We start from the raw sequence: 13162 nt of genomic DNA, 5'->3' as shown, positions 1-13162 counted from the left end.
CACCATTCATTAAGAGAACCTCATCACTTTGTGTTGAGGTTTTTTTTCGTCTTGAATAAAGCCCTCAATAACTTCTGGACCCCTCTTTAAGCTTATTCATAGTACAAAAACCTTGAATCAGTAACTAAGCAGAGTTTGGCAGCTCGACTCCGGCAGTCGGCACCATTCATTAAGAGAACCTCATCACTTTGTGTTGAGGTTTTTTTTCGTCTTGAATAAAGCCCTCAATAACTTCTGGACCCCTCTTTAAGCTTATTCATAGTACAAAAACCTTGAATCAGTAACTAAGCAGAGTTTGGCAGCTCGACTCCGGCAGTCGGCACCATTCATTAAGAGAACCTCATCACTTTGTGTTGAGGTTTTTTTTCGTCTTGAATCTTGAATAAAGCCCTACAATAACTTCAGTCGTCCTGAAGTTCTTTTATTCAGGACCTCCCTTTAGATTGCAGCCTAAAACTTAAAACTATGAATCATTTCATCGCGATAACGATCTCAAGGAGCCACATAAAGCGCCTATAGTGTCACATTCTGAAAGCCTTTAAGAACTAAACACTTAACTATAGGCATATCAATAGAGTGAAAAATAACTAATCGCAGAGCTGGGCAATAATTTACAGCCACAAATTGTTATGTTATAACATAACAATTTGTGGCTAATAACCAAGCTTTAAAATTAACTTATTTACCCTATTACTAGTATTCAAACCTTATGTCTAAACTTTTATTATCAGCAAGTATCATTAGCGCATTATTCTTCATCACCACTTCTCACGCCGCTTTGTCAAATGAACTCAAGGCTCATGTACACGGTCAGGCACAGTTAATGCTAGCAGTAGAACACGATAAAATAGACTTCAAGTTAATCTCCCCTGCTGAAAGTTTACTTGGTTTTGAACACCAACCAACGACACTACTGGAATTTAAAAAAATTGCTGATGTAAAACAACTTCTGGAAGTTCATTCCAACATTTTTCAATTCAACGGCAGTGATTGCCAAATACAAGCACTAAATATTGACACTAGCCAAATAATGAACAATGGCCGACATCAACATGCTCACGCGCATAAAGACATTATTGTGAATTATCAATTAAAGTGCCACCGTTCGATAGAGGCTACCTCGGTAACACTCAAGCTATTTAAGCATTTCCCTACACTCAAAAACATTAACGCGATGTGGATCACCCCCTCCAATCAAGGAGCGGAACAACTCAACACAAAAAACACAACGTTAATGCTCTATTGAGCCTACTTCTCCATGCGCAAAAAATATAGAAAGAGAAAGCCAGAACAGCTTCTATAACGGGAACAAAAATAAGCATATTTATTACGCCAACCGCCTTAACTCTACCCTGATAGGAAATCAAAATGAAAATTGTCACAACATCGCTAGATAAGTCAGCTATCGCTTTATCAATACTCTGTTTAATTCACTGCCTTGCACTTCCTGTTTTTTTAGTGCTTTTTCCTGTTATTGCTATTACAGCAATCAATCAAGAACTTTTTCATGCATTACTCCTTTTGTGCGTTCTTCCAATCAGCATCGCGGCCCTCATTATGGGTTGTAAACAACATAATCAGCTGTCTGTTGCCTTCTATGGTGGCTTGGGGTTAGTCGCGCTAGTTGTAGCGGTTACATATGGTGAAAGTCAATTAGGAGCAATGGGAGAGAAAGTACTAACAACTATAGGAACCGTTATTATCGCCTTCGCCCACTTACAAAATTACAAATTATCGAAAACATCAAAAAGCCACTCACATTAGGAAAAAGACCGCTATGCAAAGAACATTGATAAAACAGGCTATCATAATCAATGAGGGTCAAGAATTTGTTGCAGACGTTCTAATTAATGGGACTCGAATTGAACAAATTGAACCTCACATTACCGCGTTAAAGGATGACAATATTTTTAATGCTCACGGCTGCTACCTGCTACCTGGAATGATCGATGATCAAGTTCATTTTCGTGAGCCAGGGTTAACTCATAAAGGGAGCATTGCTAGCGAATCTAGAGCCGCTGTAGCGGGCGGTATTACCAGCTATATGGAAATGCCTAATGTCAATCCAGCCACAACGTCTATCGAAGCTTTAGAGGCTAAATTTACAATTGCTGAGCAAGCATCCCTTGCTAACTATTCGTTCTATTTAGGTGCAACTGAATCTAACCTTGAACAAATTAAAGCGCTTGATCCGGCAAAACATTGTGGCGTAAAAGTCTTTATGGGGGCTTCAACGGGTGACTTATTAGTTGAGCACCCCCAAGCCCTAGAGCAGATTTTCCAGCATTGCCCCACGTTGATAGTGACCCATTGCGAAAGTAGCCCCATTATTGATCAAAACTTAGCACGCCTAAAACGCGCCAAGTCTAACATCACCATTGAAGATCACCCTCTAATCCGAGACGAAGAAGCCTGTTTCGCCTCCTCTTCTTATGCTGTTAATTTAGCTAAAAAGTATAATACTCAATTACACGTCTTACATATTACAACAGCAAAGGAGCTAAGTTTATTTTCATCAGGCCCTATTGCTGGCAAAAGTATCACCGCAGAGGCGTGTGTTCATCATTTATGGTTTAACGATAAAGATTACTCAACATTAGGTAATTTGATTAAATGTAACCCCTCAATAAAAACTGAGGAGGACCAACAAGCTCTGCTTCAAGCTTTGCAAACCGGACAAATAGATATCATTGCCACTGATCATGCCCCACATACTTTAGCTGAAAAACAAACAGATTATTTACAAGCCCCCGCTGGTTTACCCTTAGTTGAGAGTGCCCTTTTAACTTTGCTTGACCATGTCAAACATAAGCGTTTAACAATGGCACAACTTGTAGAAAAGGTTGCACATAATCCCGCAACCAGATACAAGATCATGGAACGAGGATATATTCGTGAGGGCTACTTTGCCGATTTAGTATTAATCGATCCGCAGGGAGAAACATTAACCCAGCACAATAATAGTCGATACCTTTGTGGTTGGACGCCGTTTAATGGCCATACTTTTTCTTCGAAAGTCATTAGTACCTGGGTTAATGGCCAGCAAGTTTATGATGGACAAAACATTATCGAACAAACTAATGCAGCACAAAGACTGTTATTTTCACATTAATATTGACGGGAGTATGCAATCATCATGTTAAGAAAAAACCCTTCAGGCCAATACCCACAGGTATCAGCCAGTGCTTTTATTGACCCGACAGCACTTATTTGTGGTCATGTTATCATCGAGGATAATGTATTTGTCGGCCCATATGCGGTAATTAGAGCTGATGAAGTTGATCAACAAGGTAATGTTTCACCTATAACTATTCATCAAGACTCAAATATCCAAGATGGTGTTGTCATACACGCACTTGCACGGACACAAGTGACAATCGGTAAAAGCTCATCGGTAGCTCATCGCGCAATCGTACATGGCCCGTGCGTCATCGGTGAAAACGTATTTATTGGTTTCAATAGTGTCGTTTTCCGAACAAACATTGCTGATAATACGGTGATTAGACACAACTGTGTGGTAGACAATGTGAATTTAACTAAAGCCGTTCATGTACCGCCCTTAACGTGTATTGAGCCAGCATTTAATTTAGCATCGTTACCCGAATTGACACCTGAATATCGAGACTTTTCGGCATCAGTCGTTGCTGCAAATCATACATTGGTAAAAGGTTATAAAAAGTTAGAAGACGACAATAACTAGCTTACGTAGCACGTTCGATACCAAGAGTGAGGTTAGTGCCCTTGGTGTCAAACACCTTAACAAGAATGCAAGTTACTCTGTCTCATAATACATTTTGATAGAGTCTAACTTCATTGTGTAAGCAGAAGTAGCCACTTGATCTTCAAATAACTCTGTTTTCAACCGACCAAATACAATGACAGGTTCATAAAGTCTCTCTAGCACAAAATCCTGCTCAGCTTGGACAAAAATAATTTGGTTAGGCGGCGGTGGTGGCATATGAAGGCACGCTCCAAAATACGGGACTAAGAAAAAGCTTTTTATCACCTGCTCACTAGTAAACTCAACGGGCACTACAAAGCCAGGGATTTCTATATGCTTGTCATCCATAGCTTCAATGATATTGGTCGATAGTAATGCTTGCTCGTAGGGGCTTTCATTTTGACTTTTCGCCTGATTTAAATTCTGTAATGCACTGGAGATTTGATCTTCAAGCGAGCCATCAACCACCTGTGTAATATAATCAGGAGGGTTGAGTAAAGCATCTAAATCAGTTTTAGGAATTAACTCAGTCCAGTCTACTTCCTGATAAGTAATCTCAACGTTATCGGCATTCACCTTGAGGTTAGCTGTACCTTTGGTTAACGACGAGTCCGCATTGTTAAGCTCAACATTAGGTTTCCCGCACCCCAGCAGAAGCACTAACAAACAACATACCATCAAGGTTTTCATTTATTTCTTACCCTTAGCTATTAATACATTTATAACAAAAAGAGATACAAATGAGCTCTTGACTTAAAGTTATGTACAACCAAACCCCTTCAAATTGTTATAATATAACAATTGTGATAATGTAACATTTTTTAGCAAGTAATTACTAGTAATGTCTATCCAACTAAACAATGTCGAGTTTTGTTATTCAAAGGCAACCCAGAAAAATATACTAAGTATAGATTCATGGTCGACTACTGTCGGGGACAGACAATTTATCTATGGGCCTTCAGGCTGTGGAAAATCTACACTATTAAATATAATCGGCGGGATATTAAAACCTACTACTGGAACGGTTTCTGTCTTAGGTGAGTCGCTTGATAAAATGAATAGCCATCAGAGGAATCGCTTTAGAGCTAATAATATCGGTTATATATTTCAACAGTTTAACTTGATTAACTATCTAAATGCCGAAGAGAACATACAGTTAGCTCATCACTTTTCATCTAGAAAAAAAACCACAAAAGTTAGAGATAAAATACATTACTTACTGAGCGATTTAAATATTAAAAGTGACGATTGGTCTCGGCCAGTTGGTATGCTGAGTGTTGGTCAACAACAAAGAATTGCGATTGCTCGGGCTTTTGTTAATAGCCCTCAACTATTAATTGCTGATGAACCAACTTCTGCCTTAGATGAAGTAAGCACAAATAATTTTATGTCACAATTATCCACTCTCTGTAAAGAGCACCACACGACCCTACTATTTGTAAGTCATGATACCAGGCTAAAACATCACTTTAATCATGTTCACGAATTTTCTCAGATTAACAGCAAAAAAGAACAATAAAAATGCTTATTCGTTTAGCTATAAAAAGTCTGATATATCGCAAGGCTTCTATACTATTAACTATCGTGACCGTCAGTATTGGTATTTTTATTTTGCTGGGCGTTGAACACCTTCGAGATCAGACAAAATCAAGTTTTACAAATAGTGTTTCCGGTGTTGATCTGATCGTTGGCACCCGAACAAGCAGCTTAAACTTATTACTCTATTCAGTATTTAGAATAGGTGACCCAACTAATAATATTAGCTGGCAGTCATACCAAAACCTGTCTCAACACAATACTGTAGATTGGGCTGTACCTATCTCTTTGGGTGACTCTCATCAGGGATACCGAGTGATAGGAACGACTCCAAGTTATTTTGACTTTTTTCGTCATGGTAATCAGCAACAGTTACATTTCAGGCATGGAAGAAAATTCGAAAGTGTTTTTGATTTAGTGTTAGGAGCAAGCGTAGCGAACAAACTTGGCTATAAAATAGGAGACAGAGTCGTCCTCTCCCACGGTATTGGTCATACTAGTTTTATTAAACATGATAAGTTGCCATTTAATGTAATTGGCATTCTAAAGGCAACAGGAACACCAGTAGATCACACTTTGCACGTAAGTTTACAAGGGTTAGAAGCTGTCCACATGACAAACCCGCTAGCGATTAAACGTTTAGCTAAAACACCTGAATTAGCATTAACACAAGCAACGTATCTCAAGCCAAAATCTATCACTGCGATAATGATTGGGCTTAAATCAAAAATGGCTGTATTTAATTTTCAGCGCACAATAAACACCAATAAGAATGAACCATTGAGCGCTATCCTACCTGGTGTTGCACTATCTCAATTGTGGCAAACCATGTCAGTCTTTGATAATGCATTAGGCTTAATCACGCTATTTATTATTATTTCTTCTTTATTAGGACTTAGTGCGACATTGCTATCTTCACTCAAGGAGCGAGAGCCCGAAATCAAACTGTTAAGAACGATTGGTGCTTCATCTGGTTTTATTTTCTTACTTGTTGAATTTGAAGCAATGCTCATTGCATTACTCAGCGCGCTTATTGCAATAATAGGGTTAAATCTTACCCTGTCAGTTGCCCAAGAATATATTCTAAGCAATTACGGTATCACTATAGCCTCTCATTTCACTTCAACTAGCCATAGCCAAATAATCATCGGGCTTTTTTTACTGACATTTATTGCAGCTATTCCACCAGCACTTAAAGGAGCTAAGAAGTGCCATGTTTAATACCTACCGTTACTTTAAAGTTGGAATACCATGAGCATCAGCTTGATATTAACTGCGAACTGATTTTTAAACGCTAATCTTACCCCATCAATTAAAACAACATAAGAAATGAAACAAATGAAAATCAATATATTAAAAACATTTGCGGCATTGGTTTTGCCACTATCCATAGTGTCATCCGTTAATGCAACAGCAATTCAACAAACCAAAGGAGACTTTGAAGACAAATTTCGTCAACTTGAAGAAGTGCTCCCAACTCCTAATGTTTACCGAAATGCAGCAGGTGAACCCGGAGAAAATTACTGGCAGCAACAGGTAGATTATAAAATTAAGGTTTCTCTTGATGAAGAGAAGCGACGCCTTAGCGGGAGTGAGAAAATTACTTACCAAAATAACTCTCCCTATCGCTTAAAGTACCTTTGGGTACAGCTCGACCAAAATATTTTCAGAGAAGACTCCATCGCTAATGCCGCTAACAACTTTGGTGGCATTGGCCGTCGTGGCCCTTATACTAAAGCGGGCGATGCAACAACACCTGCCAAAATTAGTTTAGGGGAATTACGCCGTCAACACTTCGTTGCAGATAATGAATTAGGTTACGAGATCAGTGCAATCAAAGATAGTCGAGGCAACAAGCTAGACTTTACGGTCGTTGGCACACAAATGCGTATCGATTTACCTAAACCGTTAAAGTCTGGCGATGCGGTAAAGTTTTCTATTGATTTTGCATTCAACATTGTTGAAGAAGATGCTGTATCAGCTCGATCTGGTTATGAGCACTTTGAAAAAGATGCCCGCAAAGGCGGCAACGACATTTTCTTACTCGCACAGTGGTTCCCTCGTCTTCATGCTTATACTGATTATGAAGGTTGGAATAACAAAGAATTTTTAGGCCGAGGTGAGTTTACGTTAGAGTTTGGTGATTACGAAGTGGAAATAGAAGTACCTGCTGATCATATTGTTAGCTCAACAGGTATTCTCACTAACCCTAAAGACGTACTCACTAGAACACAACGTAAACGACTAGAAAAAGCTAAAACAGCTAAACGCTCAGTATTTGTTGTGACAGAAGAAGAGGCGCTTGAGAACGAAAAAGAAGGCACTAACAAACGTAAAACTTGGAAATTTAAAGCCGAGAACGTGCGTGATTTTGCTTGGGCTTCATCACGTAAATTTATCTGGGACGCTAAGGGCTACCAACAAGGGGGAGACGATATGCCATTCGTGATGGCTATGTCATTCTACCCTAAAGAAGGTGGTGATCTCTGGAAAAAATACTCAACAGAGTCAGTGATTCATACGATGGACGTTTATTCACGCTACTCTTTTGATTACCCTTACCCGACAGCTCAATCAGTGAATGGCCCCGTAGGTGGGATGGAATATCCGATGATCACCTTTAATGGCCCACGTACTGAGCTACAAAAAGATGGTTCTCGTACATACTCCCAAGCCGAAAAACGCTTTTTAATTGGTGTTGTTATTCATGAAGTTGGCCATATTTATTTCCCAATGATTGTGAACTCAGACGAACGTCAATGGACATGGATGGATGAAGGTCTAAATAGTTTCTTAGACGGGGTTGCTGGTCGCGAGTGGGATCCTACAATTCCATGGGGTGTTGAACCTCGAGATATCACGGGCTACATGAAATCTCAAAATCAAGTGCCTATTATGACGCAATCGGACAGTGTATTACGTTTAGGCCCTAATGCTTATACAAAACCTGCTGCGGCGTTAAACATTTTACGTGAAGTCATTTTAGGTCGCGAGTTGTTTGATTTTGCGTTTAAAGAATACTCACAGCGCTGGAAGTTCAAACGCCCTACTCCTTCTGACTTTTTCCGTACAATGGAAGAAGCCTCAGGGGTTGATTTAGATTGGTTCTGGCGTGGTTGGTTCTACTCAACTGATCATGTTGATATCTCAGTCGATAAAGTCTACCAAATGCGCTTAGATACACACAATCCAGATATTGATTATGGCCGTTTACGCCAAATTGAATTAGATAAGCCATCATCGCTATTTGTTGAACGCAATAAAGCAGAAGGTAAAGAGCTATGGATTGACCAAAACCCTGATGTCACAGATTTCTACGATGACAATGACCGCTTTACAGTAACTAACAAAGAACGTAATAAATACAATAAATTTTTGAAAGGGTTAAAACCATGGGAGCGAAGAGCCTTAGAGCGCGCCTTAAAAGAAGATAAAAACTACTACGTTTTGGAATTTTCTAATGTCGGTGGATTGGTTATGCCTATTCTCTTAGAGCTGACTTACAAAGATGGCACTAAAGAGAGCCAATACATTCCTGCTGAAATCTGGCGTCGTACCCCAAAACACGTGCGCAAGTTGGTCGTAACAGAAAAGAACAAAGAGCTAGCTAGTGTCGTTGTCGATCCAGGCTGGGAAACAGCGGATGTTAATGTAGAAAATAACCATTACCCTCGCCAAATTATTCCTTCACGTGTTGAGGCATTTAAAGCCAAGAAACGCAAAGGAAAAGTGCATCGCGATATTATGCAGGATATTAAAACGGAGCTTAAGCCTGCTGACGATCTAGATGAGAAAGAAGGTAACTAATGTTCAAAAGTTTATTATTTTTAATCACTGTTGTTTGCTTGAGTACACCTTCAGTAACCTTTGCTCATCAGCAAAAGGCAGCGGAAACAACCGTATTATTCAACAAAAATTCAGGCCAACTGGAAGTGGCGCATCGATTTTATCTTCATGATACAGAACATGCGGTACAGTCATTATTTGATAAACACGCTGATATTTTAGATTCAAAAAAAACGCAGCAACAGTTTGCCAATTATGTCGCCAAACAGTTTCTTGTTCACACGTTGAGTAATAAAGCTCTGCCACTAGCCAGTGTCGGTTATGAAGTTGAAGGAAAGTTCTTCTGGGTTTATCAGGAAACTGCCATTCCCAACACACTTAATGGTGTAAAGCTGTTTAATGGTGCTTTACGTGAACTTTGGCCAACACAGATTAATATGGTCAATATTGAAGGTAAAGGTAAGGTACGAACTTTATACTTCAGTGAAAATAGAGACTGGTTAATAACGAGATTCTAATTAGCCAGTAGGTAATATACTAGCTAGTACATGGGTTAGTAGTTTAACCCCTATTGTCGACACCATTAATTAAAAAGACCTCAATACTCCGTGTTGAGGTCTTTTTTCTTCTTTAGGAAAGCCTCGACACAATATATCCAGACTCACACAATAAAAAATGAAGACTCAAGTTATGTTTTAAATCTGTAAGATATTAAACCAATCATCCCTAAAGCAAAAATAGCAAGAGTAGAAGGCTCTGGAACAGCTAGAGTTTCCCCATGCTGTGTAATTAAACCAATATCAAGAAACATATCATTAGTCACTTGAGTTTCAGGTAGCTCGAACTTCACGCTATGCGCTGCAAAACTCGTAAGAATTCCTGACATATTTGTGCTGACATCAAGTCCAGATATAAACCCAGACGGCATACCAACCCAATCTAAGCTGGTGAGTTCAAATGTTAAGTATCCCGAACCATCACAAGTAAACCAGCCACAATAAGGTCCATTCTCAAATGAAACTGAAATAGAGTTGTCGCCTACGTCTATAGATATAGAATTCTGAAAGTTAAAATAATCAGGATACTCTACGCCCGCTCCGACAATAGACGACATAAGCCCATTACCTTCACAAGCGGGATCAGTCCCTCCTGAATCTTGCTCACAAGATAGAAAAACTTCATCTGTTATCAAGGATGCATGAGAATTAAAACTAAAAACTGCCACCGCCAACATCACTATGTAGATTAATTTTGTCATAATTACCCTTTTGAGTTTGTCATGGTATTTCGTTTAGTTAGCAATTTTCAAACCAAAACGAAAAGCCATTATTTATCAATAAATTAAAAAGAATAAAAAAACTAACATTGTCACTTTGTAAAATATACTGACAACCAAGATTCAATCAACAAATATAAGACCTAATTTATTACTGCCCTAACCGCTCTAACAATAGTTCTATAAAACATTTTACTTTGGGTGAAAGATGCTTACGACTTGGGTATAGCGCATAAACGCTAATAACCTGCGCATGATACTCTTCAAATAACACCTCGACTTCGCCATTAGCGAGTTGCTGCTCCATGTAAAACTCTGGCAGGCGGCAAATACCGTGTCCATCGAGCACCATCGCCAATGATACTTCTGCGCTATTACATAAAATACTTAGAGGTACATCAACTTCAACCTTTTTGTCTTCTTGGTTCTCGAATACCCATCGATTAGGCTGTTTATGATTACTATAGCCCATGCACCGATGCTTAATAAGTTCATAGGGCGTCCGAGGCCGACCGTTGTATTCAAGGTACTGCGGCGAAGCCACCGTATAGCCTCGATAATCTCTAATCTTCTTGCAAATCAGACTCGAGTCTTCAAGGCTCATAGCAGCTCTAATTGCTAGGTCGTAACCTTCTTCAATTAAATCCACCTTGCGGTCATTAAAATCTAACTCTAAACTCACTTCGGGATATAATCTTAAATACTCAGACAATATTGGCTGTAAATGTGAGTGACCAAAAGATGTTGGGCAACTTACTTTCAATAGACCTTTTGGCTCAACCCTACCAAGATTCAAATTTGATACAGCGTGCGCTGCGTCAAATACCAATTGCTGGCATTGATTATAATAAGATTCCCCTTCAGGGGTTAAACTCAAAGTACGCGTAGTTCGATTTAATAACCGCACCCCTAATCTTGCTTCTAACTTGTTTATTTCTTTGCTGATATAAGACGTTGAGTGTCCTGTAGCTTCTGCAGCCGCGGAAAAAGTTTGATGCTGAATCACTTTGGTAAAAATCACGACTCCATCAAACAGCTTTGTATCTTGCTTTTTATCTACCACGGGATTGAGCCTTATTTGAATATAAAAAAACAAAAGTTACATTATTAGGAGTCATATGGAAACAGTGTTTCAATTAATAAGCTATTAATCTTTACCATTACTCCCTTTATAGTTACCTTAATTCAACGGTTAAAGGACTTGGCTTACTATCAAGTACAAATTAAAGAAATTGAACTTGCAGCCTCCTGTAACACAAACGTTAAAAATAGCCATTCAAATAGTTCATCCTGAGTAAACTAGGAAAAAGAGGAATTAACATGAAAGTATTAGCATTTGCCGCAAGCAACAGCAGAAACTCTATCAACCAACAATTAGCTCAACATGCAGCAAGCCTAATTCCTGGTGCCCAAGTTGAAACATTAGACATCAACGATTATGAAATGCCGATCTTTAGCGAAGATCGTGAAAAAGAATTAGGCCAGCCACAATTAGCTCAAGACTTTTACAATAAGCTGGGTCAAGCAGACGCCATCATCATCGGTTTCGCTGAGCATAACGGCCACTACAGCGCCGCATTTAAAAATTTATTCGATTGGACTTCACGCGTTGAGCGTGGCCTTTATCAAAATAAGCCATTAGTCTTCTTAGCAACATCACCGGGTCCTGGTGGCGCTAAAACAGTATTAAGTGCTGCTGTTGCTTCTGCACCTCACTTTGCTGGTAATGTTACAGCGAGCTTGTCTGTACCAAGCTTTTATGACAACTTTGACACAGACACAGGCACACTAAGAAATGAAGAGCTAGCGCAACAGTTGCAAGCCGCTGTGGCTACACTGCCAGTACCAGTCGTCGCTTAAAATCACCGAACGTCAAAACCATCGCAATAAAAAAGCCAACGCTTGAAAAGTGCCCTTCTTTTAGGGGACACTTCAGCGTTGACTTTTTCAATAACTAAATTGCGATCTATTGAGCTGTCCACCCAAGATCAATCGTCAGGTTTGATCCCGTAAACGATCTCGCGGCATCACTCACTACGTAATTAACCAACTGACCAATCTCTTCAGGATCAATCATACGTTTGATTGCCGCATTCTTTAACATGATTTTAGTGATCACTTCATCTGGTTCAATGTCATGATTAGCCGCTTGATCAGCAATTTGCTTATCAACCAATGGCGTTCTCACATACGCAGGACAAATAGTATTAACGGTAATACCACACTCACCGCCTTCTAAAGCACTGGTTTTAGTTAATCCAACTAAACCATGTTTAGCAGCGATGTAAGCCGCTTTAAAAGGAGAAGCGACTTGACCATGCACTGAAGCAATATTAACGACACGTCCCCAGTTCTGTTTTTTCATGTAAGGCCAACAATACTTTGTTAACAAAAATGGCGAGGTTAGCATGACACTAATCATTGTATTCCACGTTTGCTCAGGAAACTCTTCCACGCTACAAACATGCTGAAAACCAGCATTGTTAACTAAGATATCAACGCGCCCAAACTGTTCAACAGTTTGCTCAACAAGTCGTTTATTATCTTGTTGCTGCGATAAATCCGCTTGAATAAAATAACAGTTAAGCTCTTTTGCTGCTTTTGCGCCTACTTCCTCATTTAAATCAGCGATCACTACCACATGATCACTTTCAATTAATGATTGTGCTACCGCATAGCCAATACCACTTGCCCCGCCCGTTACTATTGCCACTTTAGCCATTATTTAGTCCTTACAAAAAGTTTGCTAAACCATAACATACCTATTTTTTGAACAACTAATTTATTGCCTAATACTATGGTACCACTACAACGTAACCCATTGATTAATTAGACAAACGAGT

Annotated in this window: 13 protein-coding genes; 9 read left to right on the top strand and 4 right to left on the bottom strand. The window is 39.3% G+C overall.

Going from position 1 to position 13162, the window contains the following annotated elements; all coding sequences use genetic code 11:
• Window positions 1-709 precede the first annotated feature (709 nt).
• The 4 genes from Q8W26_RS08490 (at window position 710) to Q8W26_RS08475 (ending at window position 3700) form a co-directional block, all read left to right on the top strand.
• The gene (locus Q8W26_RS08490; protein WP_101215350.1) at window positions 710-1246 is read left to right on the top strand and encodes a DUF2796 domain-containing protein; all 537 of its coding nucleotides are present in this window, start codon (window positions 710-712) and stop codon (window positions 1244-1246) included.
• A gap of 122 nt (window positions 1247-1368) precedes the next feature.
• Window positions 1369-1764 carry a MerC domain-containing protein gene (locus tag Q8W26_RS08485; RefSeq protein ID WP_101215349.1) on the top strand — a complete coding sequence of 132 codons (396 nt, stop codon included), beginning with the start codon at window positions 1369-1371 and terminating at the stop codon, window positions 1762-1764.
• 13 nt (window positions 1765-1777) lie between these two features.
• Complete coding sequence (locus Q8W26_RS08480; RefSeq protein WP_101215348.1) at window positions 1778-3112, top strand: dihydroorotase; 1335 nt, start codon at window positions 1778-1780, stop codon at window positions 3110-3112.
• Window positions 3113-3136: 24 nt separating this feature from the next.
• Window positions 3137-3700: a carbonate dehydratase gene (locus tag Q8W26_RS08475; RefSeq protein ID WP_101215347.1), complete on the top strand. Its 564-nt coding sequence runs from the start codon at window positions 3137-3139 to the stop codon at window positions 3698-3700.
• A gap of 72 nt (window positions 3701-3772) precedes the next feature.
• Here Q8W26_RS08475 and Q8W26_RS08470 read toward each other — a convergent pair whose 3' ends face one another.
• Complete coding sequence (locus tag Q8W26_RS08470; protein WP_305473081.1) at window positions 3773-4411, bottom strand: DUF3299 domain-containing protein; 639 nt, start codon at window positions 4409-4411, stop codon at window positions 3773-3775.
• Window positions 4412-4562: 151 nt separating this feature from the next.
• Between Q8W26_RS08470 and Q8W26_RS08465 the strand changes: the two genes are divergently transcribed.
• From Q8W26_RS08465 to Q8W26_RS08450, 4 genes are all read left to right on the top strand, one after another.
• A complete protein-coding gene (locus Q8W26_RS08465; RefSeq protein ID WP_101215346.1) occupies window positions 4563-5240 on the top strand; it encodes an ABC transporter ATP-binding protein in 678 nt (225 codons plus the stop codon).
• Window positions 5241-5242: 2 nt separating this feature from the next.
• On the top strand, window positions 5243-6478 hold the full coding sequence (locus Q8W26_RS08460) for an ABC transporter permease (protein WP_101215345.1): 1236 nt from the start codon (window positions 5243-5245) through the stop codon (window positions 6476-6478).
• Between the two features lie 117 nt (window positions 6479-6595).
• Window positions 6596-9064 (top strand): M1 family metallopeptidase, encoded by a 2469-nt coding sequence (locus Q8W26_RS08455; RefSeq protein ID WP_101215344.1) that lies wholly within the window; start codon window positions 6596-6598, stop codon window positions 9062-9064.
• Entirely contained in the window at window positions 9064-9561 is a 498-nt protein-coding gene (locus Q8W26_RS08450; RefSeq protein ID WP_101215343.1) for a DUF6702 family protein, read from the top strand. Before Q8W26_RS08455 ends, Q8W26_RS08450 begins: the two co-directional genes overlap by 1 nt.
• Before the next feature lie 170 nt (window positions 9562-9731).
• On the opposite strand, the gene Q8W26_RS08445 is transcribed toward Q8W26_RS08450, so the two are convergent.
• Both Q8W26_RS08445 and Q8W26_RS08440 read right to left on the bottom strand, forming a co-directional pair.
• Window positions 9732-10301, bottom strand: coding sequence for a PEP-CTERM sorting domain-containing protein (locus Q8W26_RS08445; RefSeq protein WP_305473074.1), 570 nt, complete (start codon window positions 10299-10301; stop codon window positions 9732-9734).
• Window positions 10302-10470: 169 nt separating this feature from the next.
• The gene (locus tag Q8W26_RS08440; RefSeq protein ID WP_101215342.1) at window positions 10471-11382 is read right to left on the bottom strand and encodes a LysR family transcriptional regulator; all 912 of its coding nucleotides are present in this window, start codon (window positions 11380-11382) and stop codon (window positions 10471-10473) included.
• 257 nt (window positions 11383-11639) lie between these two features.
• Between Q8W26_RS08440 and Q8W26_RS08435 the strand changes: the two genes are divergently transcribed.
• Complete coding sequence (locus Q8W26_RS08435) at window positions 11640-12179, top strand: NADPH-dependent FMN reductase (protein WP_101215341.1); 540 nt, start codon at window positions 11640-11642, stop codon at window positions 12177-12179.
• Between the two features lie 106 nt (window positions 12180-12285).
• On the opposite strand, the gene Q8W26_RS08430 is transcribed toward Q8W26_RS08435, so the two are convergent.
• Window positions 12286-13041 (bottom strand): 3-hydroxybutyrate dehydrogenase, encoded by a 756-nt coding sequence (locus Q8W26_RS08430; protein ID WP_101215340.1) that lies wholly within the window; start codon window positions 13039-13041, stop codon window positions 12286-12288.
• Window positions 13042-13162 lie beyond the last annotated feature (121 nt).

Origin of the sequence: Psychrobium sp. 1_MG-2023, assembly GCF_030689115.1 — a bacterium.
GTDB lineage: Bacteria > Pseudomonadota > Gammaproteobacteria > Enterobacterales > Psychrobiaceae > Psychrobium.
Note: the sequence above shows the minus strand (reverse complement) of the source record. Positions and strands in the feature narration are given on the sequence as shown.